The organism is Halarcobacter sp. (genome assembly GCF_963675975.1).
GTDB lineage: Bacteria > Campylobacterota > Campylobacteria > Campylobacterales > Arcobacteraceae > Halarcobacter.
The window spans coordinates 1418484-1441156 of the sequence record NZ_OY780939.1 but is presented as its reverse complement, the minus strand read 5'-3'; the positions used below and the strand labels follow the sequence as shown (position 1 = coordinate 1441156).

21 protein-coding genes are annotated in these 22673 nt (G+C 29.4%); 17 read left to right on the top strand and 4 right to left on the bottom strand.

All coding sequences use genetic code 11. The annotated features are described in order from the left end of the window. Positions 1-68: 68 nt before the first annotated feature. The 9 genes from ACKU3H_RS07060 to ACKU3H_RS07020 all read left to right on the top strand — a co-directional run bounded on the left by ACKU3H_RS07060 (position 69) and on the right by ACKU3H_RS07020 (position 10765). Positions 69-1883 carry a DUF294 nucleotidyltransferase-like domain-containing protein gene (locus tag ACKU3H_RS07060; RefSeq protein ID WP_320036278.1) on the top strand — a complete coding sequence of 605 codons (1815 nt, stop codon included), beginning with the start codon at positions 69-71 and terminating at the stop codon, positions 1881-1883. After that, positions 1883-2515, top strand: a complete 633-nt coding sequence (locus ACKU3H_RS07055) for a 3'-5' exonuclease (RefSeq protein WP_320036277.1) — start codon at positions 1883-1885, stop codon at positions 2513-2515. Before ACKU3H_RS07060 ends, ACKU3H_RS07055 begins: the two co-directional genes overlap by 1 nt. Before the next feature lie 218 nt (positions 2516-2733). After that, positions 2734-3048, top strand: coding sequence for a DUF485 domain-containing protein (locus ACKU3H_RS07050; protein ID WP_320036276.1), 315 nt, complete (start codon positions 2734-2736; stop codon positions 3046-3048). Beyond that, positions 3048-4697 carry a cation acetate symporter gene (locus ACKU3H_RS07045; RefSeq protein WP_320036275.1) on the top strand — a complete coding sequence of 550 codons (1650 nt, stop codon included), beginning with the start codon at positions 3048-3050 and terminating at the stop codon, positions 4695-4697. Before ACKU3H_RS07050 ends, ACKU3H_RS07045 begins: the two co-directional genes overlap by 1 nt. A 293-nt stretch (positions 4698-4990) precedes the next feature. Continuing rightward, positions 4991-5305: a DUF485 domain-containing protein gene (locus tag ACKU3H_RS07040; RefSeq protein WP_320036274.1), complete on the top strand. Its 315-nt coding sequence runs from the start codon at positions 4991-4993 to the stop codon at positions 5303-5305. Then, complete coding sequence (locus ACKU3H_RS07035) at positions 5305-6954, top strand: cation acetate symporter (protein ID WP_320036273.1); 1650 nt, start codon at positions 5305-5307, stop codon at positions 6952-6954. The genes ACKU3H_RS07040 and ACKU3H_RS07035 overlap by 1 nt, the downstream gene beginning before the upstream one ends. Positions 6955-7045: 91 nt before the next feature. Continuing rightward, positions 7046-8887, top strand: a complete 1842-nt coding sequence (locus ACKU3H_RS07030) for a putative nucleotidyltransferase substrate binding domain-containing protein (protein WP_320036272.1) — start codon at positions 7046-7048, stop codon at positions 8885-8887. Continuing rightward, positions 8880-9500, top strand: a complete 621-nt coding sequence (locus ACKU3H_RS07025; RefSeq protein WP_320036271.1) for a 3'-5' exonuclease — start codon at positions 8880-8882, stop codon at positions 9498-9500. Before ACKU3H_RS07030 ends, ACKU3H_RS07025 begins: the two co-directional genes overlap by 8 nt. 74 nt (positions 9501-9574) lie before the next feature. After that, on the top strand, positions 9575-10765 hold the full coding sequence (locus tag ACKU3H_RS07020; protein WP_320036270.1) for an acetate kinase: 1191 nt from the start codon (positions 9575-9577) through the stop codon (positions 10763-10765). Positions 10766-10773: 8 nt separating this feature from the next. Here ACKU3H_RS07020 and ACKU3H_RS07015 read toward each other — a convergent pair whose 3' ends face one another. Beyond that, a complete protein-coding gene (locus ACKU3H_RS07015) occupies positions 10774-11766 on the bottom strand; it encodes an AraC family transcriptional regulator ligand-binding domain-containing protein (protein ID WP_320036269.1) in 993 nt (330 codons plus the stop codon). Between the two features lie 118 nt (positions 11767-11884). Here ACKU3H_RS07015 and cowN point away from each other — a divergent pair, with 118 nt between their 5' ends. The 5 genes from cowN to ACKU3H_RS06990 all read left to right on the top strand — a co-directional run bounded on the left by cowN (position 11885) and on the right by ACKU3H_RS06990 (position 16987). Then, positions 11885-12199: a N(2)-fixation sustaining protein CowN gene (gene cowN / locus ACKU3H_RS07010; RefSeq protein WP_320036268.1), complete on the top strand. Its 315-nt coding sequence runs from the start codon at positions 11885-11887 to the stop codon at positions 12197-12199. A gap of 161 nt (positions 12200-12360) precedes the next feature. Beyond that, positions 12361-13353: a phosphate acetyltransferase gene (gene pta / locus ACKU3H_RS07005; RefSeq protein ID WP_320036266.1), complete on the top strand. Its 993-nt coding sequence runs from the start codon at positions 12361-12363 to the stop codon at positions 13351-13353. Positions 13354-13385: 32 nt separating this feature from the next. Continuing rightward, positions 13386-14579, top strand: coding sequence for an acetate kinase (locus tag ACKU3H_RS07000; protein WP_320036267.1), 1194 nt, complete (start codon positions 13386-13388; stop codon positions 14577-14579). A gap of 180 nt (positions 14580-14759) precedes the next feature. Beyond that, a complete protein-coding gene (pta, locus tag ACKU3H_RS06995; RefSeq protein ID WP_320036266.1) occupies positions 14760-15752 on the top strand; it encodes a phosphate acetyltransferase in 993 nt (330 codons plus the stop codon). 32 nt (positions 15753-15784) lie between these two features. Further along, complete coding sequence (locus ACKU3H_RS06990) at positions 15785-16987, top strand: acetate kinase (protein ID WP_320036265.1); 1203 nt, start codon at positions 15785-15787, stop codon at positions 16985-16987. A 36-nt stretch (positions 16988-17023) separates the two neighbouring features. Here the strand turns inward: ACKU3H_RS06990 and sppA are convergent, their stop codons facing one another. Genes sppA through aroQ form a run of 3 tightly spaced genes read right to left on the bottom strand, consistent with a single transcriptional unit; the run spans position 17024 to position 19624 of the window. Further along, a complete protein-coding gene (gene sppA / locus ACKU3H_RS06985; RefSeq protein WP_320036264.1) occupies positions 17024-17914 on the bottom strand; it encodes a signal peptide peptidase SppA in 891 nt (296 codons plus the stop codon). Beyond that, entirely contained in the window at positions 17907-19136 is a 1230-nt protein-coding gene (locus tag ACKU3H_RS06980) for a metal-dependent hydrolase (RefSeq protein WP_320036263.1), read from the bottom strand. The genes sppA and ACKU3H_RS06980 overlap by 8 nt, the downstream gene beginning before the upstream one ends. A 2-nt stretch (positions 19137-19138) precedes the next feature. After that, positions 19139-19624 (bottom strand): type II 3-dehydroquinate dehydratase, encoded by a 486-nt coding sequence (gene aroQ / locus ACKU3H_RS06975; protein ID WP_320036262.1) that lies wholly within the window; start codon positions 19622-19624, stop codon positions 19139-19141. 67 nt (positions 19625-19691) lie between these two features. Here aroQ and ACKU3H_RS06970 point away from each other — a divergent pair, with 67 nt between their 5' ends. From ACKU3H_RS06970 to mnmA, 3 genes are all read left to right on the top strand, one after another. Beyond that, positions 19692-20717 (top strand): M24 family metallopeptidase, encoded by a 1026-nt coding sequence (locus ACKU3H_RS06970; protein WP_320036261.1) that lies wholly within the window; start codon positions 19692-19694, stop codon positions 20715-20717. 63 nt (positions 20718-20780) lie between these two features. After that, complete coding sequence (gene folK / locus ACKU3H_RS06965; protein ID WP_320036260.1) at positions 20781-21257, top strand: 2-amino-4-hydroxy-6-hydroxymethyldihydropteridine diphosphokinase; 477 nt, start codon at positions 20781-20783, stop codon at positions 21255-21257. Between the two features lie 63 nt (positions 21258-21320). Then, positions 21321-22418, top strand: coding sequence for a tRNA 2-thiouridine(34) synthase MnmA (mnmA, locus tag ACKU3H_RS06960; RefSeq protein WP_320036259.1), 1098 nt, complete (start codon positions 21321-21323; stop codon positions 22416-22418). Positions 22419-22673: the final 255 nt, after the last annotated feature.

The following is a 22673-nucleotide window of genomic DNA, read 5'->3' as shown; positions in this document are numbered from 1 at the left end:
TGGCTTTTTGTTATTTTTTTATACTATAATATGGGTAGTATAAAAAAATATCAAAAAGGCAGCTACAAATGAGTCTTCGAGATCAAAAATCTTTTCTTTCAAATATTCATCCTTTTGAATTGTTAACAGAAGAACAAATGGATATCTGTATCAGACATATGGATATTGCTTATTATGCAAAAGACGAAATCTTAATAACCCCAGAAAAAATACCAAATCATTTTTTTGTAGTAATAAAAGGTATTGTACACGAATATAAAGAGGATGAAGTATTGATGGATTACCATCATCAAGACTCTTTTGATGGGAACTCACTAATTTATGGAAAATCAAAAAATAGTTTTAAAGTTTATGAAGATTTAATCTGTTATGAGATTGAAAAAAAGATTTTTTTACAATTAGTAGAGGAAAATGAAGGTTTTAAAAACTTTTTTTTAACAAACTTAGTTAATAAATTTCAAACTCTGAAACAAAAAGAATACAAATCTGAACTATCATCATTTATGATAGCAAAAGTGAGTGATACAATTTTGCACCCTCCTTGTATTGTTGATGTTGGAACTAAATTAATTGATGCCATTGATAAATCGATGCAATTTAATACCTCAACAATAATTGTAAAAAAAGATAATGAATATGGAATAATTACTGACTCTATTCTAAAAGTAAAAGTATTATTAGAGGGTAGAGATTTAAATATCCCTGTTGAATCAATTGCAATTTTCCCTATTTTATCAATAAATAAGGATGACTATTTATTTGATGCTTTAACACTTTTAATAAAAAGAAATATAAAAAGAGTTGCAGTTACAGATTCAAAAGGTGATTTAGTAGGAATGTTAGAACAAATTGATGTTTTATCACACTTTGCCAACCACACTTTTGTTGTTGATAGTAAAATTAAAAATGCTCAAAATTTAGAACAACTAAAAGATGCAAGTATTGAGTTAATTAGCACAATCAAAACTTTACATGCAAAAGGGGTAAAAGTAAATCATATCTCTAGTTTAATTGGTCAATTAAATACAAAAGTTTATAAAAAAATTTATAAACTAATTTTACCTAAAGAGTTACAAAATGATGCTTGTTTTATTGTAATGGGAAGTGAAGGTCGTAATGAACAAATAATGAAAACAGACCAAGATAATGCTTTAGTTGTAAAAGATGGAATTGATGTTGAACAATACAGACCATATATGCAAACAATGACTGAAACACTAATTGATTTTGGATATCCTCCATGTGAAGGTAATATTATGGTTAGCAACCCATTTTGGTGTAAAACAGTTCAACAATATAAAAATGAAACAAAAAGGTGGATTGAAGCACCAGCTATGCAAAACTATATGGACTTGGCAATATTTTTTGATTCATTTGCTGTTGCGGGAGATAAAGATTTATTAATTAATCTAAAAGATGATTTATTTCAAAAGCTACATGACAAAGATGTTTTTATGGCTTATTTTGCAAAAGCTACTTTAACCTTTGATACACCAAGTACAGTTGCTAACCTTATGACAAAAACCTATAATGTAGATATTAAAAAAGCCGGTGTTTTCCCAATTGTTCAAGGGATAAGAAGCTTAGCATTAAGGGAAAAGATTAGAGAAACCACAACAGTAAGAAGAATAAAGATTTTAGAACAAAAAAAAGTTTTAGAAAAACAAATGGCAAATGAACTATTAGAAGCATTTGAAGTTTTAAATACTCTAAGACTAAAAGCTCATCTACATAAATTACAAGATGGTAAAAAAATGAATAATGAGATTGACACTCATACCTTAGGAAAGATAGAAAGAGATTTACTAAAAGATAGTTTTAAAATAGTAATTCACTTTAAAAAATTTATTACTTATATTTTTAGAATAGAAAAGATTCTATAATGTTTAAAAAACTAATGAATAAATTTAGATTACATAATCTAAAAGATAAAAATTATGAATATCTATTTAATGAACCGCCAAAAGATGAATATGTTTGTTTAGACTGTGAAACAACAGGTCTAAATCCAAAGAAAGATGAGATTTTGTCTATTGGTGCAGTGATTATTAAAAAAAATAAAATTCTTATGAGAGATACATTTAATATATTTGTTAAACCCTCAAAAGATATAAATAGTGAATCTATTAAAATTCATCAAATAAGACCTGTAGATTTAAAAAATGCGAAAGATCCAAAAGAGGCAATACTTCAGCTTTTAGATTTTATTGGTAACAGACCTATTATTGGCTATTACATAAAATTTGATATTGCTATTATTTCTAAATATACAAAAGAGTATATAGGAATCTCCCTTCCAAATCATCAAATTGAAGTTTCATCAATGTATTTTAAAACTAAAAAAAGACACAGTGAATATGAATTTGTAGATTTAAAATTTGACACAATTATGAAAGAATTAGATATACCTGAACTTGGAAAACATGATGCACTAAATGATGCTATTATGACCTCAATGATTTTTTTGAAACTTAAAGATAAAGCAGCTGCAAATACAACTTTCTATACTGGCTAAAACATTGATTTTATGGGTTTCGTAGCATTAAAATAGCATTTTTTTTTGATATTGTAACTTATAGTTACTAAGAGTTTTTCAAGGCTTAACCTTCACTTAATATAACTAAATTATCTGTTTTAAAATTATAAATAAATGTATAATTCTTTTTGTTTAAATCCATTGTTTTTATTGTCTAAAACAAAGGATAAATTTATTATGAAGGAAAGGATAATTCTATGAATGAACAATTAGTAGAAAAGATCAAAGCAAATCCTAACTATCAACAATTAGTTAAGAAAAGAACAAGTTTTGCAATAAAACTTGGGATATTTGTTTTAGCAATGTTTTATGCTTATATATTAACAATTGCTTTTAACCCATCGCTTTTGGGAACAAAAACAGGAGATGGTGTTATGACAATTGGGTACCCTATTGGTATTGCAATTATTGTTATAAGTTTCCTTACAACATTAATCTATGTTAGAAGAGCTAATGGTGAGTATGAAGAACTAATTGAAAAAGTAAGAGAAGATGTAAAGGATGAATTATAATGTTTAAGATATTTGCTATTTTATCAGTTTTTGCAGTTGCTCTATTTGCAGCAGGTGATGCTTCATTTGAAGCTACTAAAAGAGAATTAAACATTCCTGCAATTATTATGTTTTTTATATTTATTGGTGGTACTTTAGGTATTACATATTGGGCAGCTAGAAGAACAAAATCTGCAAGCGACTTCTATACAGCGGGTGGTGGAATTTCTGGTTTCCAAAATGGTATGGCTATTGCTGGGGATTATATGTCAGCAGCTTCATTTTTAGGTATTTCTGGACTTGTATACTTAAAAGGTTATGATGGTCTTGTATATGCAGTTGGATTCCTAGTTGGTTGGCCTGTTATTCTATTTTTAATGGCTGAAAAATTAAGAAACCTTGGTAAATTTACTTTTGCAGATATTGCAGCATATAGACTAGGTCAAAAAGAGATTAGAACACTTGCAGCATTTGGTTCATTGGCTGTTGTTACTTTATATCTTATTGCACAAATGGTTGGTTCAGGTAAACTTATCCAAGTATTATTTGGATTAGAGTATGAATATGCTGTAATTTTAGTTGGTATTATGATGATTATTTATGTAACTTTTGGTGGTATGCTTGCAACTACTTGGGTTCAAATTATTAAAGCAATTCTATTATTATCTGGAGTTTCATTTATGGGATTCATGGTAATGAGTCATTTTGGATTCTCGTTTGAAGCCTTAGCTACAAAAGCAGTTGAGACACATAAAGATGGACAAGCAATTATGGAGCCAGGGGGACTTGTATCTGACCCTGTATCTGCAATCTCTTTAGGTCTTGCACTTATGCTTGGTACTGCTGGTTTACCTCACGTACTTATGAGATTCTTTACTGTTGGAAATGCTAAAGAAGCTAGAAAATCTGTTGTTTATGCTACAGGTTTTATTGGTTACTTCTATTTAGTTATTGCAATTATTGGACTTGGTGCAATTGTATTCTTAAACTCACCAGAAGGTTCACAATATTTTGTAGATGGTCAACTATTTGGTGGAAATAATATGGCTGCAATTCACTTATCACATATTGTTGGTGGAAATGTATTCTTAGGATTTATTTCAGCTGTTGCATTTGCTACTATTTTAGCAGTTGTTTCTGGTCTTACACTTGCTGGAGCAAGTGCTATTTCTCATGATATCTATGCATCTGTTATAAATACAAATGCTTCTGAAGAGCAAGAGATCAAAATCTCTAAAATTTCAGTAATCGTTATTGGTATTATTGGTGTATTATTAGGTATTGCATTTGAGCAACAAAATATTGCATTTATGGTTGGTCTTGCATTTGCTATTGCTGCATCTGCTAACTTCCCAATTTTATTCTTATCAATTTACTGGTCAAGACTTACAACAAGAGGTGCAGTAATTGGTGGATTTATTGGTTTATTAACAGCTGTTGTTCTTGTAATTTTAGGACCAACTGTTTGGGTTAGTATTTTACATAATGAAGAGGCTATTTTCCCATATAAATACCCTGCTTTATTCTCAGTTACTACGGCATTTGTTGCTATTTGGTTTTTCTCTATTACAGATAATTCTCAAAGAGCAAAAGATGAAAGAAAAGCTTTTGAAGCACAAAGTGTTAGAGCTGAAACTGGTTTTGGTGCAGACGGAGCAGTTGACCACTAACAGTACAAAATGTACAATTATTGTACACTAAAGAGAGTAGCTTTACTCTCTTTAGAAAACAAGACAAAAAAACTCCTACATAGCCCCTAAATTAGCATATGTCAACAACTTTACATTTTTGTTACCTTTTTACCTAAATAATAAATATTTATGACTTTTTGTACATAACTTGTACACAAGTTCATCTCCTCTATGTATAATTAAATTGCTATACACTTAGTTACTGTCAAACTAACTAAATGTTGATAATAGCAAGAGTGAAAACTATTATTAGTTCTTATAAAGGGGAAAAGATGAAGGACGAACTAGTTGACAGGATTGAAAACAATCCTAAATATCAGGAGTTAATTGCAAAAAAATCTAGCTTTAGTATAAAGTTAGGAATTTTTGTATTAGTAATGTTTTATGCATATATTTTAACTATAGCATTTAACAAAGAAGTATTAGCAACTAAAATAGGTGATGGCTTAACAACTATAGCATTTCCAATTGCACTTGCAATATTAGTAATTAGTTTTATTACTACAGTTATTTATGTTAAAAGAGCAAATGGAGAGTTTGATGACTTAACAAATGAAATAAAAGAAGATGTAAAGGAAATGTTATAATGTTTAGAATTTTAGCACTAATTTCACTAATATCTCTAAGTCTTTTTGCAGCTGGAGATGCAACATTTGAAGCGACAAAAAGAGAATTAAATATTCCAGCAATTATTATGTTCTTTATTTTTATTGTTGGAACATTAGGTATTACTTATTGGGCAGCAAAAAGAACAAAATCAGCAAGTGATTTTTATACAGCTGGTGGAGGAATTACAGGTTTTCAAAATGGTTTAGCAATTGCTGGTGATTATATGTCTGCAGCTGCATTCTTAGGAGTATCAGGACTTATTTATTTAAAAGGTTATGATGGGGTTATTTATGCGGTTTCATTTTTAGTTGGATGGCCAATTATTTTATTCTTTATGGCTGAAAAATTAAGAAACCTTGGTAAATTTACATTTGCAGATATTGCAGCGTATAGATTAGGTCAAAAAGAGATTAGAACACTTGCAGCATTTGGTTCTTTATCAGTTGTAATCTTATATCTTATTGCACAAATGGTTGGGGCTGGAAAGCTTATTCAAGTATTATTTGGTATGGAATATGAGTTTGCAGTTATTCTAGTAGGTGTTATGATGATTATTTATGTAACATTTGGTGGAATGTTAGCAACTACTTGGGTTCAAATTATCAAAGCTTGTTTACTTTTATCTGGTGTTTCTTTTATGGCTATTATGGTTATGTATCATTTTGGATTTAATTTTGAAGCATTAGCTGTTAAAGCAACTGAGAACCATACATCAGGGGAATCAATTTTAAGTCCAGGTGGATTTATCTCAGATCCAATTTCTGCAATATCTTTAGGTATGGCTTTAATGTTAGGAACTGCAGGTTTACCACACGTACTAATGAGATTCTTTACTGTTGGAAATGCTAAAGAAGCTAGAAAATCTGTTGTTTATGCTACTGGTTTTGTTGGTTACTTCTGGGTTATTATCACAATTGTTGGTTTTGGTGCAATTGCATTTTTAAATTCTGCTGATGGTGCACAATATTTTGTTGATGGAAAACTATTCGGTGGAAATAATATGGCATCTATTCACCTTTCACACATGCTTGGAGGTAATGCATTCTTAGGATTTATTTCAGCTGTTGCATTTGCTACTATTTTAGCTGTTGTATCTGGTCTTACACTTGCTGGGGCATCTGCTATTTCACATGATATTTATGCAAATGTAATCAATCCAAATGCAAGTGATGAAAAAGTTGTAAAAATTTCAAAAATAACTGTTATTATAGTAGGTATAGTTGGGGTTATTTTAGGAATCGCATTTGAACAACAAAATATTGCTTATATGGTTGGATTAGCATTTGGTATTGCAGCATCTGCAAACTTCCCGATATTATTCTTATCAATTTATTGGAGAGGTTTAACAACTAGAGGTGCATTTATTGGTGGATTTATTGGTTTAATCACAGCTGTAACATTAGTTGTAGTAGGACCAATTGTTTGGGTTCAAATTTTAGGAAATGCAGAAGCATTATTCCCATATAAACACCCTGCTTTATTCTCTGTAACAGTTGCATTTGTTGCAATTTGGTTCTTCTCAAAAACTGATTCATCTGAAAGAGGTAAATCTGAAAAAGAGTTATTTAGAGCACAGAATGTTAGAGCAAACACAGGAATTGGAGCAGCAGGAGCTGTTGACCACTAAAAAAAGTCAAAGGATAAACTCCTTTGACAATAATCTTTTTTTTAAGAAATAAGGGTATTATTTCTCAAATCTATTTTTTAAAAGAGAGAATATGAGTATACACGAACAATTAGCTTTTATAAAAGAGATTCATCCTTTCGAGAATCTTACTAAATCCCAACTTGATAATTTTGTTGATAATCTAGATATTTTATATTTAAAAAAAGATGTAATTATCCAAGAAGAAGCTAAAGAACCTGAATATCTCTATTTTATAATAAAAGGAATAGTTCAAGAAAAACAAGCCGGTGAAGTTGTTTCAATATATTCAAATTACGAAATTTTTGAACCTATGTCGCTTATAGAAAACCGTTCTAAAAACTCTTTTGTTACTGCACAAGAAACTATTTGTTATATTTTGCCAAAAGATATTTTTATAAAAACTATTCATGAGAATGAAACAATAGAAAGTTTCTTTTTTCAATCTATATCTCAAAAACTAAATATGAATATGGATAATGAAAAAAATAAAGAATTAGCAAATCTAATGGTTGCAAAAGTAAAAGATGCAAATGTTCATAGAGCTGTAATTGTTCCATTTGAAACTTCCATATTTGAAGCTGTAAAAACTATAAAAAAAGAGAAAGTTCCCACCCTACTTTTAAGGGATGAAAAAGATGAAATTCATATAGTTACCGATTCAGACTTTAGAGAAAAAGTTATATTAAACAGAATGGATTTTGACGAACAAGTTGGGAAAATCTCAAATTCAGGTTTAAAATATGTAAATGAAAATGACTTTTTATTTAATGCCCAATTACTTATGACAAAACATGGTTTAAAAAGATTAATTGTAAAAAACAATACAAATGAGATTGTAGGGATTATTGACCAAATATCTTTATCTTCATTTTTTGCTACTCACACTTTTTCAGTATCAAATGAGATAGACAAAGCAGAAAATTTAGAAGAGTTAAAAAAAGCAACTCAATCTTTTTCTAAAATTATAAAATCTCTTCATGCAAAAGGTGTGAAAGTTGATTTTATCTCAAAATTAATCAATCAATTAAATAGAAAAGTTATGAACAAACTTTTCAATATGTTAGCCCCTCAAGGGCTTATTGGTAAGTCTGCACTTCTTGTTATGGGAAGTGAAGGTAGAGGTGAACAAATATTAAAGACAGACCAAGATAATGCACTTGTAATTGCAGATGATTGTGAAGTTTCTAAAGAAGAGATTTCTAACTTTGTACATAACTACACCGAAACCTTGGTTGATTTTGGTTTTCCTAGATGTGAAGGTAATATAATGGTTTCAAACCCTTATTGGTGTAGAACATTTAGTGATTTTAAATCTTTAATTTATGAATGGATCACTCAACCAAGTGGTGATAATTTTATGAATCTTGCAATTTTCTATGATGCAATGGTAGCATCAGGAGATAGGGAACTTTTAACTCAACTAAAAGAATATATATTTAAAATTGGCTCAACATCAAAAACATTTTATATGCATTTTGCAAAAATAATAATGGATTTTAATGTACCATTAGGTTTCTTTGATGGTTTTGTTTTTGATTCAAAAGATAAAGACCATAAAAATGAAATAGATATTAAAAAAGGTGGAATATTTATCATAGTTCAAAGTATAAGAACCCTATCTTTAGAGCATAAACTAATGCGTGCAAATACCTTAAAAAGAATACAAGAACTACAAAAAGTTGGAGAATTAGATTCAGAATTTGCTCAAGAGATAACTGAGGCATTTAATTTTTTACTTACAATGAAATTAAAATCTAATCTTGAGAAATTAGATAAAAAAGAAAATGTAGATAACTATATCAATCCTGAAGATTTAAATACAATGGAAAAAGATCTATTAAAAGATAGTTTTAAAATTGTAAATAAACTAAAGAAAAAACTAGAACATCATTATAAGTTGAATTATGTTTAATAAAATAAAAAACCATTTCAATAAAAAAAATCTAAAAGATGAAAAATATCTCTATTTGTTTGATAAACCAATTGAAGATGAATATGTATGTTTTGATTGTGAAACCACAGGTTTAAATGTTCAAAAAGATGATATTATCTCAATTGGTGCAGTAATTATAAAAGATAGCACTATTATCTCAAGTAAAAAATTTGTTAAATTTGTTAAACCAAAAACAAAACTACAAGAAGAAGCTATAAAAGTTCATCATATAAGAGAGTGTGATTTAGAAGAAGCCGAAGAGATTGATACAGTTATAGAAGAATTCCTAGAATTTATAGGAAATAGAAAACTTGTTGGTTATTTTTTAGAGTTTGATATTGCTATGGTAAATAAATATTTAAAACCTAAAATTGGCATAAAACTACCAAATAAAGCCTATGAAGTCTCTGCTATTTATCATGATTGGAAGATAGAAAAAATTCCTCAAAGTAATATTGACCTAAGATTTGATACAATTATGAAAGAATTACAAATTCCTAAGATGGGAAAACATGATGCATATAATGATGCAATCATGACTGCTATGATGTTTATAAAACTGAAAAATCAACCTAAAGTTACTATTAAGTAGTCTAACTTTTAACTGACACACTATATATATTCATCTTAGTTATAATTCAATTTAATTAAAATAAGGGAGAAAAAATGTTAATTCTTGTTTTAAACGCAGGTAGTTCATCTTTAAAATATCAACTTATAAATGTACAAACGGCAGAAGTAAAAGCTTCAGGTCTTTGTGAAAGAATCGGAATAGATGGAGTAATGAAGCACGAGATTGCTGAACACAGAAAATTACAAATAGACCATCCAATGCCAACACATAAAGAGGCTATCGAGTTTATGTTAGACATCTTAACACATGATGATACACAAGTTATTGCAAATATTGATGAGATTGCAGCAGTAGGTCATAGGGTTGTTCATGGTGGAGAATATTTTAATAAATCAATTTTAATAAATGCAAATGTAGTAAAAAAAATTGAAGAATTAGTACCTTTAGCGCCACTTCATAACCCAGCACATATTTTAGGTATTAAAATTTGCCAAGAGTTATTACCTGGAAAACCAAATGTTGCCGTATTTGATACTGCTTTTCATCAAACTATGCCTGAAGAAAACTATTTATATGCAGTACCTCACGAAGATTATACGGAACACCATTTAAGAAAATATGGTTTTCATGGTACATCTCACTATTATGTATCTGATCAAGCAATACAAATGTTAGATAAAAAAGAATCAAAAGTTATAGTTTGCCACTTAGGTAATGGTTCATCAATTTGTGCAGTTAAAGATGGTAAATCTATTGATACAACTATGGGATTAACTCCACTTGAAGGTCTTGTAATGGGAACAAGAAGTGGAGATATTGATGCTGGTGTGATTCCTTATTTAATGGATAAAAAGGGAATGGATTCTAATCAAATGATTAATTACTTAAATAAAAAATCAGGAATATTAGGAGTATCTGGAATATCATCAGATTTAAGAGAAGTAATTAAAGCAGCAAAAGATGGAGACCACAGATCAAAAATATGTATTGAGATGATGTGTAACAGAATTAAAAAATATATTTGTTCATATATTGGTATTTTAGGTGGTGTTGATGCTATTTGCTTTACTGCTGGTATTGGTGAAAATGCCGATTTAATTAGAGAAAAATCTTGTGCAAATTTAGAATTCCTTGGAATAGAACTTGATAAAAAGAAAAATAAAAAAAGAGAAAGTGGAAATAGAGAGATTAATAAAGATAATTCTCCTGTTAAAATTTATGTAATTCCTACAAATGAAGAGTATGTAATTGCTCAAGATACATACAACTTAGTAAAAGGGTAATCTCCCTTTTACTTACTTTGAGCTGGAGTTTTATTAAAATATTTTTTATAAGCTCTAAAAAAAGAACTAGGCTCACTATAACCTAAATAAAAAGCAATACTATTAAAATCCATTTTTGTATTTGTAATATAATGTCTTGCTAAATTCATTCTAACTGATAATAAAGCATCTCTAAACTTTTTATTCTCTTCTTTTAAATTATATTGCAATGTTCTAACACTAATATTTAATTTTTTTGCCACAAACTCTATTGTTATATCATTTTCTCCAATACTTTTTAAAATCTCTTTTTTAACTTTACTATAAAAAGAGCTTTCTTTCATATCATCTAATATTTTATTTGCTTGCATTTCAAAATAACCCAACATAGCTGGATTAGAATTGTTTACTTTTGTTTTTAATGTTTGATAATTAAAAAATATTGAATTCTCATCTGTTTCAAAAAATATTCTCTCACCAAATAGCTTTTTATATTCATCAAGGTGAGAAACTCTTTGTCCAGAAAAACATGTTTTATCTGGGATTATTTTTTTATCTACAATTTGTGAAAGTATTGAAAGTATTGCACTTAAGTGAACTTCTGCGTGAAAACTAGGAACTGGAATAGATGGATTTTCATTTATATAGATAGATAATTTATAATACTCTTTTGTTTTTTCTAAATGAAACTTTATAAATCCACTAATTAATTTTTGATAATAATTAAATTTTTCTATCATCTCTTTTAGTGAATTGGTATTTAACATCAAATAACCTAATATTCCTAAAGAATGGTAAGTTATTGATTTTCCAATTTTTAAAGATAAAGAAAAGTCACCTGTTTTTTCCATACAATATTTGAAGGCATTTGATAACTTAATACTGTCAATTTGGGAATCAGTACTTGTTAATGTATCTTTATCTAAATCTATCACCTTTAACATTTCATCAATAGCTACACCACTATTTATTTGCAGTGCTTTTAACACATATTGGAATGTGACAGATGATACTTTGGTCATTAAATCTCCTATTTTCGTAAAATGTCAATAGATTTTTCATATTATAACATATACTAACAGTAGTGCTTGTGTATAATATCTACAATTAAATGTATATTTAATATTCGAAGGAGAAAATATGTCGAAATTAGAGATAAAAGTTGACGAAAGTTATGAAAGTTTCAAAAACATTGATTGTTTTGAAAATGCTTGTGTTGTTATAGATAATATGTTAAGGGTTTTAGAAAATCCAAAAAATATGAATATTTATTGGAAAAAAATTGTTCCAATGATTCCTCAAGCATATTATGATAGAGATCCAAAATCAGATACAAAAGAGGAACTGTTATATTTAGTTTGTTCAAATAGTTTTTATCTTGATGAACTTTTTGAAAAAGCAGAAGATGAACAGGCAATTGACGCTCTAAATAAATGTGAACAAGAGTGTTGTTAAGCCTGTGAAAAATAGTAACACTATTTTAATTATGTCAAAATAGTGTACTAATTTTATACACTTATATAAATTTTTTACTATATCCAACCCTAAAACTTCTTAAAATGCTACTTTTATGCTACGATTCATTTATAATTAATTATTATATGAAGGACAATTAAATGGGTTTAATAGAGAGTATTAAAGAGAATGCAAAAAAAGAACTAAGAACAATAGTTCTTCCAGAATCAGAAGATGAAAGAGTGTTAAAAGCAACACAAATGGTTCTGGAAGAAAAAACTGCTAATGTAGTTTTAATTGGAAACGAAGAAACAATTAAAGCTGATGCTACTGCTTGTGGTGCTAACATTGAAGGTGCTACAATTATTGATCCAAAATCTTATGATGGTATTGAAAAGTATGTTGATGAGTTAGTTGAACTTAGAAAGTCTAAAGGTCTTTCTAAAGAGGAAGCTACTGAGATTATGACTACTGAACCTAGATTCTTTGGTTGTATGATGGTTAGAATGGGTGACGCTCACGGGCTTGTTGCAGGTTCAAATTCACCTACTGCTGACGTATTAAGAGCTGCTATTCAAGTTATCAAAACTGCTCCTGGTATAAATACTGTTTCTTCAGCATTTATTATGGAAACTGCTGATGGAAAATTTGGAGATAATGGTCTTATTTTATTCGCTGACTGTGCGGTAATTCCTGAGCCAAATGCTGAACAACTAGCTGACATTGCTTGTGCTACTGCAGCTACTGCTAAATCTGTTGTTGGAATTGATCCTAAAGTTGCTATGTTATCTTTCTCTACAAAAGGAAGTGCTAATCATCCACTTGTTGACAAAGTTCAATATGCTGTTGATATTTTAAATGAAAGAAATGTTGATTTCGCATTTGATGGTGAAATGCAAGCTGATGCTGCTATTGTTGAAGCTATTGGAGCTAAAAAAGCACCTGATTCAAAAGTAGCTGGTAAAGCAAACGTACTTGTATTTCCTGATTTACAATCTGGAAACATTGGGTATAAACTTGTTCAAAGATTTGCTGGTGCTAATGCACACGGTCCTGTTGTTCAAGGTCTTGCTAAACCTGTTAATGACCTTTCAAGAGGTTGTTCAGTTGAAGACATCGCAAACTTAGTAGCTATTACAGCAACACAAATTTAATTTACAATATAGACTATAAAAAGGGAAAAGACATGTTAGTATTTATTTTAAACGCGGGAAGTTCATCATTAAAGTATCAATTAATGAATCCAATTATCAAGAAAGTTTTTGCTTCTGGTATTTGTGAAAGAATTGGTATTGACGGTGTTTTAAAGCACGAATTTGGTGATGACAAAAAATTAAAACTTGAAATTGATATGCCAACTCATAAAGAGGCTATTGAGGCTGTATTATCTACGCTTACAACTGGTGAGGGTAAAGTTATCGATTCAGTTAATGATATAGAAGCTATTGGTCACAGAGTCGCTCATGGTGGAGAATCATTTACTAGTTCAGCTTTAGTTACAGATGAAGTTTTACTTGAAATTGAAAGATTAATTCCACTTGCACCTTTACATAACCCTGCAAATATTCTTGGTATTAAAATCTGTCAAGAGTTAATGCCTGGAAAACCAAATGTTACAGTATTTGATACTGTATTTCACCAAACTATGCCAGATTATGCATATATGTATGCACTTCCATATGACCAATATACTAAACATGGTATTAGAAAATATGGTTTTCATGGTACAAGCCACTATTATGTTTCAAATGAAGCAAGAGGAATGCTTGATAAAAAAAGAAATACAAGAATTGTAGTTTGTCACCTTGGTAATGGTTCTTCAGTAACTGCTGTATTAAATGGTAAATCTATTGATACATCTATGGGTCTTACTCCTGTTCAAGGTCTTATGATGGGTACTAGATCTGGAGATGTTGGTGCTGGAGCTATTAGTTATATGATGAAACAAGAGGGTTTAGATATTGACCAAATAACTGAACTAATGAATAAAAAATCTGGTATTTTAGGTATTTCTGGGAAATCTTCTGACTTAAGAGAAGTATTAGCACATATGGATACAGATGAAAGATGTAGATTGGCTGTTGATATGGTTGCATATAACATCAAAAAATATGTTGGTTCTTATGTTGCTGCACTTGATGGTATTGACGCTTTATGTTTCACTGGTGGTATTGGTGAAAACTCTGCACTTATTAGAGAGATTGTATGTACAGGACTTGACGGAATGGGATTAGTTCTTGACCCAATCAAAAATAATAAAAAGAGAAATGATTCAAGAGATATTGCTACAAACAGTTCTAGTGCAAGAATTTTTGTTATTCCTACAAATGAGGAATATGTTATTGCAAATGATACTTATAAGGTTGTATCTCAATCATAAATATAATAAAAAATATTTCGTATAAAAGTAAGAAAATTATACTTATGTATGATTGATGTACTACTTTTATACACAAAGTTTGTTTTTGTATTATTATTAAACCTAATTTTTTTTAAAATGCTATTTCAATGCTACTCTTCAATATTATAATTTATTGAATTTACAAGAAAGGACGCATGAATGGGTTTAATAGAGAGTATTAAAGAGAATGCAAAAAAAGAACTAAGAACAATAGTTCTTCCAGAATCAGAAGATGAAAGAGTGTTAAAAGCAACACAAATGGTTCTGGAAGAAAAAACTGCTAATGTAGTTTTAATTGGAAACGAAGAAACAATTAAAGCTGATGCTACTGCTTGTGGTGCTAACATTGAAGGTGCTACAATTATTGATCCAAAATCTTATGATGGTATTGAAAAGTATGTTGATGAGTTAGTTGAACTTAGAAAGTCTAAAGGTCTTTCTAAAGAGGAAGCTACTGAGATTATGACTACTGAACCTAGATTCTTTGGTTGTATGATGGTTAGAATGGGTGACGCTCACGGGCTTGTTGCAGGTTCAAATTCACCTACTGCTGACGTATTAAGAGCTGCTATTCAAGTTATCAAAACTGCTCCTGGTATAAATACTGTTTCTTCAGCATTTATTATGGAAACTGCTGATGGAAAATTTGGAGATAATGGTCTTATTTTATTCGCTGACTGTGCGGTAATTCCTGAGCCAAATGCTGAACAACTAGCTGACATTGCTTGTGCTACTGCAGCTACTGCTAAATCTGTTGTTGGAATTGATCCTAAAGTTGCTATGTTATCTTTCTCTACAAAAGGAAGTGCTAATCATCCACTTGTTGACAAAGTTCAATATGCTGTTGATATTTTAAATGAAAGAAATGTTGATTTCGCATTTGATGGTGAAATGCAAGCTGATGCTGCTATTGTTGAAGCTATTGGAGCTAAAAAAGCACCTGATTCAAAAGTAGCTGGTAAAGCAAACGTACTTGTATTTCCTGATTTACAATCTGGAAACATTGGGTATAAACTTGTTCAAAGATTTGCTGGTGCTAATGCACACGGTCCTGTTGTTCAAGGTCTTGCTAAACCTGTTAATGACCTTTCTAGAGGTTGTTCAGTTGAAGACATCGCAAACTTAGTAGCTATTACAGCAACACAAATTTAATTTACAATATAGACTATAAAAAGGGAAAAGACATGTTAGTATTTATTTTAAACGCGGGAAGTTCATCATTAAAGTATCAATTAATGAATCCAATTATCAAGAAAGTTTTTGCTTCTGGTATTTGTGAAAGAATTGGTATTGACGGTGTTTTAAAGCACGAATTTGGTGATGACAAAAAATTAAAACTTGAAATTGATATGCCAACTCATAAAGAGGCTATTGAGGCTGTATTATCTACTCTTACTGCTGGTGAAGGTAAAGTTATTGATTCTATCAATGATATTGAAGCTATTGGACACAGAGCAGTTCATGGTGGAGAAGAGTTTTCTGGTTCTGTAATGGTTACAGATAAAGTAATTGAAACTATGAAAAGATTAATTCCACTTGCACCTTTACATAACCCTGCAAATATTCTTGGTATGGAGATCTGTCAAGAATTAATGCCAGGTAAACCAAATGTAGCAGTATTTGATACTGCATTCCACCAAACTATGCCAGATTATGCATATATGTATGCACTTCCATATGACCAATATACTAAACATGGTATTAGAAAATATGGTTTCCATGGTACATCACACTACTTCGTTTCAAATGAAGCTAGACAAATGTTAGATAAAAAACATAATACTAGAATTATTGTATGTCACTTAGGAAATGGTTCTTCTGTTTCAGCTGTACAAGATGGAAAATGTATTGATACATCTATGGGATTAACTCCTATTCAAGGTCTTATGATGGGAACTAGATCTGGTGATGTTGGTGCTGGTGCATTACAATATATGATGAGTCAAGAGGGTATGACTATTGATGAAGCATTAAATATTATGAATAAAAAATCTGGTATTTTAGGTATTTCTGGGAAATCTTCTGACTTAAGAGAAGTATTAGATGGTATGACTAATGGTGAAGAAAGATGTAGATTAGCTGTAGATATGGTTGCATATAACATCAAAAAATATGTTGGTTCTTATGTTGCTGCTCTTGATGGTGTTGATGCATTATGTTTCACTGGTGGTATTGGTGAAAATGCTGCACTTATTAGAGAAAAAGTTTGTGCTGGTCTAGATGCTATGGGATTAGTTCTTGATCCAGTTAAAAACAACAAAAGATCAAGTAGCGCTAGAGATATTGCTACAAATGGTTCTGCATCAAGAATCTTTGTTATTCCTACAAATGAAGAGTATGTTATTGCTAATGACACTTATAAAGTTGTTATGGGTGGTAAATGCTAATAAAAAAAGATAAGAGTTAAACTCTTATCTTTCTTTTTAATAAGCTTTTAAATTAGAATTAAAAACTACAGAGAAATTTGTAACTGCTTCACTAATAACTCTATCAAGAAATTTATCAAATTTATCCTCTTTTTTCCAAACAGGATCTTTTACTTTTGATAATTTAATAATCTCATTTTTCGCATAAGAAAAAGTAGCAACATTATCAACTAATCCTACTTCTTTAGCTTGAGAAGAGGTAAATATATGTGCATCTGCAAATTTTGTATGCTCTTCAGGTTTTAATTTTCTAGCTTTTGCAACATCATTTACAAACATAGAATAAGTATCTTCAATAACCTTTTCAAGTTCTTCTTTTTCATAACTTGTCCACTCTCTTGTTGGAGTACCAGACTCTTTATATCTTCCTGCTTTAATTGTTTGTGTTTTTACACCAATTTTTTCCATTAATTCTTCTAGATTTGTTCCTTGAAAAATAACCCCAATAGAACCAACCATACTTCCTGGATTTGCAACAATTTTATCTGCCCAAATTGAAGCATAATAACTTCCACTTGCCATTACTCCACTTGCGTATGCAACAACTGGTTTTACAGCTCGTAACTCTTTTATAGCATAAGAGATTTCTACAGAAGGTGCAACTGCTCCACCAGGAGAATTAACATCTAATAAAACACCTTTGATATTTGGATTCTCTTTTGCTTGTTCTATTTGAGCTAAAACTTTTTCTGCTGTCATAATTGGACCATAAAGCTCAATCTTTTGCAAGTTTGCCATCTCAAAATTTTCACCACTTATAGCAGAATCTTCTGAACTTGCAACAAAAAAATAAATTATTGTTAAAAAAACTATAGTTTTAAAATATTTAGTAATAAAATCAAGTATTGCAATTATTGGATAAAATATCTTTTTTAAAACATTAAACATCTCTTCCCCCTATTATTGTATTTTTTACATTTTTTGTATGTAAAATAATATTCATACATAAATCATTTTCATCTTCAACTTCATCTGGCAAAGTTAAAGTTATAATGTCCGCATCTTTATCTTTTAAAAGTATCCCTTTATTTAAACCTAAAGCTTGGGCTCCTCTTTTTGTAGCTGCTTCTATTAAAGTTTTTGAAAATGTTATTACATTTTCTTCTGTATGTGTCATTAAAGCATTTCTTAACTCATCAAACATAGATAAAGAGTTATTTGAACTTAAACCATCAGTACCTATAGAAAATGGTATATTTAAATCAAACAATTTTTTAATATTCAGTTTTGTATTGTTTAAAACTCTATTTGAAGTAACACAATGATTAATCACAGCATCTAAATCTTTAATCTTTTCTAAGTCTTCACTACTAGCTTCCACACAATGAGTAAAAGATAATTTATCAATATTTTCAAACTGATTTAAAAATTCAATTGGTTTTGTAACAGCTTTTTCTTGTCCTAAAAAGTTTTTAAAGAAATCTAAAAAACCACCTTCATCTTTATGAAGCCATTGGAACTCTTCAGGTGATTCTAAAAAGTGTGCACTAACAGATAGGTCATCAGCTTTTGCTATATTTAATGCTTCTCTAATTAAAAATGGATGAACTGAATATGGAGAGTGTATAGCAACAGCAGGATAAAAACCTTCCCTTTTATTTTTTTTAGAAAGTTCAAGTCTAGATTTAAAATCAGCCAATAATGTATCAATCATATCAGGTTTACTTCCAATCACCTCATTAAAAAATACTATATTTAAATCTGATTCAAAACAGCTTTCTAAATCAAAAGCATATGATGATATAGCACCTATAGTTGTTGTACCACTATTTTTAATCTCTTCTAATTTTTCTTTTAATAAATCTTTTGTTGCATTTTGTATTAGTTTTTCTCTTGAAGTTATAACTGAGTTTAACCATGACATAAAATTGCCATATTTTAAAGTTGTGGAATTTGATGAGAATTCTAAATGAATATGTGAATTGATAAGTCCAGGCATTAAAACTGAATTATTACCTAAATCTTCTATTTCAATATTTGGATATTTTTCTTTTATAAAATCTATTGTTGCAACATCAATAATTTTCTTATCAAAAACAACAGCACCATCTTTTATGATAGTGCTATTTTCATCACAAGTTATAACCCACGATGCTTTTAAGATTTTCATTATTAACTATTTTGAGCTTCTGCTTCAGCTTTTTGTTTTGCTTGAACTGCTTTCACTTCAGAAACAATTTGAGTTAGTGAGATTAAACCTAAATGATAACCAAAAGGTCCAAATCCAGTGATTACACCTGTAGAGGCACCAGCTGTAACTGATTTTTGTCTATATTCTTCTCTTTTATAGATATTTGAAATATGTACTTCAACAGTTGGTAAGCTAACTGCATTTAAAGCATCTTTGATTGCAATTGAAGTATGAGAATATGCTGCTGGATTAATTAAAATACCATCAACTGTACCTAAACACTCTTGAATTCTATCTACAATTTCACCCTCTAAATTAGATTGGAAAAATTCTAGTTCAACTCCATTTTGTTCAGCACTTGCTTTCATTTGATCGTGGATTTGTTCTAAACTCATTGGACCATAAATATGTTGTTCTCTAATACCTAACATATTTAAATTTGGACCTTGAATTACCGCTATTTTCATATTATATTTCCTTTTATAAATTTTAGGTAAAATTATATTCAAATTTTGATTAATTAAAAGGAAAAACATGAAAAACTATATACTACTTAACGAAAATGCTGTATATTATGAGTGTGGATTCTCATGCGATAATGTAGTTTTTCTAAAACTAGGATCAATAAAATATTTTATTACAGATGCAAGATATACAGTTGAAGCTAAAGAATATGCTAAAGATTGTATAGTTATTGAAAGTTCTGATTTTATAAAAGATGTTCAGAAAATATTAAAAAAATCAAAAATCAAAAAAATTGTTTTTGATCCAAATGATTTTAAACTTAGCTTTTACCAAAAACTAACTAATGACATAAAAATAAAATTTGAAGCGAAAGAAAACTTTTCAAAATTAAAAAGAATAATAAAAAGTGATGAAGAGATAGAGTTATTAAAAAAAGCTGCACAGATTGGAAGAGATGGATTTAAGGATTTAGCTAAATTTATAAGAAAAAATGGTTTTAGAGAAAGTGAAAACTTTTTACACTTTAAAGCAATTGAAAAAATGAGTCATATAGGAAAATATGATTTAAGTTTTGACCCAATTGTTGCTATAAATAAAAACGCAGCAAAACCCCACGCACTACCTACAAATACAAAACTGAAACTTCATGATTTATTATTAGTTGATGCTGGAGTTAAATATAAAAGATATTGTTCAGATAGAACATGTACTTCACATGTTGATTTTGAAAATTTTTCTTTTAAAAGAGAACAAAACTTCAAAAGTAAAAAACATCAAAAAATTTATGATTTAGTATATAAAGCACAACTAAATGCTATTGAAAAAGCTAGAGTAGGAATGAAAGCTTCACAAATTGATAAATTAACTAGAGATGTAATTGAAAAAGCTGGATTTGGTAAATACTTTGTACACAGTACAGGTCATGGAGTGGGACTTGATATCCATGAGTTTCCAAATATTAATTCACGTTCAGATGTTATAATTGAAGATAATATGGTATTTACAATAGAACCTGGAATTTATTTACCTGAAGAGTTTGGGGTAAGAATTGAAGATACTGTTGTTATGAAAAATGGCAAAGCACAAATTCTTTAAAGAAAAAAATATTCAAAAATAAATCTTGATTTTTTAAGTCAAGATTTATTTTCAGGACAAATTATGAAAAAAAATTTAAATAAAAATCTAACACTTTTTTATACACCTAATTTCCCAAAAAAAATCTCCTCTAGTTCTAATAAAAGATATTATGTAACTATTGGTATTGGGGGAAATATTGGAAATACAAAAAATATTTTTGATAAACTTTTCTTATATTTAAAAGGTGATACTAGATTTGATGTGCTTATGACATCTGCTCTACTTCGTAATCCCCCTTTTGGATATTTAGAACAAAATCACTTTTTAAATGGTATAATAATACTTAAAACTAACCTTGCACCAAACGATTTTTTAAAAAATATGCTTAGGTTAGAAAAAAGATTAGGAAGAAAGCGATCCTTTCAAGATGCGCCTAGAACCTTGGATATTGATATCATATTTTTTAATAATAAAAAAATATGTACTGAAAAACTTATTATCCCTCACAAAGACTGGGCAAACAGAGAGTCTGTGATTATTCCGTTAAGACATCTATAAATTTAAAAGATAAAAAATCTATAAATATCATTTTATTATTAATTATTTGAAAAAAGGTAAATTATGAAAAAAAAAGTAGTTGTTGGGATGTCAGGTGGAGTTGATTCTTCAGTTACTGCACTACTGTTAAAACAACAAGGATATGATGTTGTTGGCTTATTTATGCGTAACTGGGAATATGGCATAAAAGGTAGCCAATGCCCAAACAGAATAGAGTTTGAAGATGCTAAAAAAGTTGGTGAACTAATAGGGATTGAAGTAAAAGGTAAAGATTTTGTTGAAGAATACAGAACAAAAGTTTTTGATGTATTTTTAGAAGGTCTTAAAAAAGGTCTTACTCCAAATCCAGATATTTTATGTAATAGAGAGATTAAATTCCACGTATTTTTAAATGAAGCAAAAAAAATGGGTGCAGATTTTATAGCAACTGGACATTATGCAAAGATTGCCCAATACAAAAATCATTTTGTATTAGATACTCCAAAAGATGATAGTAAAAACCAAACTTATTTTTTACATGCATTATCTAGTGAACAACTTTCACATGCTATGTTTCCACTTGGTGATTTAACAAAAAAAGAGGTAAGAGAGATAGCAAAAGAGCATAACTTACCAGTTAGTGACAAAAAAGACAGCACAGGAATATGTTTTATAGGTAATCAAAAATTTGATGAATTTATTACTCAACATCTAAAAGCTATTCCAGGAGATATTATAGATGAAAATGGAAAAGTTCTAGGAAAACACAAAGGTCTTATTTGCTATACATTAGGTCAAAGAAAAGGTATAGGTCTTGGTGGAATCAAAGGTCTTGAAGGTGAAAATAACACTCATAAATCATGGTATGCTGCTAAAAAAAATATTGAAGATAATACTTTAACAGTTGTACAAGATACAAACCATCCTTTACTTATGAGCAAAAATGTACAAGCTAGTCATATGCACTGGGTATTAGAAGAGCCAGCAAAAGTTGGAGACAAACTAATGGCACAAATTCGGTATAGACAACAAAAGCAAGCTTGTACAGTAGTTGAAGTAAATGAAGATAAAGTAATAGTAGAATTTGATAAACCTCAAAGAGCTGTAACTTTAGGACAAAGTCTTGTTTTATATTCTGGCAACTACTGCTTAGGTGGTGGTTTTATTAGTGATTACAATTAATTTGATATAATCCCACTTTTATTAATCTTTACAAAGTTTTTGTAAAGATTAAATATGGAAGAAAGCTATCCTTTCAAGATAGGCCTAAACCAAAACTAATATAAAATTGGCAAATAGAGAGACAGTGATTATTCCTTTAAACTAAATCTAGAACAACTCGTTGTTCTCTTTAGAGTTTTGCTACTTTTAATTGGATTTACTCCAATGATAAAAAGTAGTTATTGATTTTTGGTTCCCTTTAAAAGGAACTTTTAA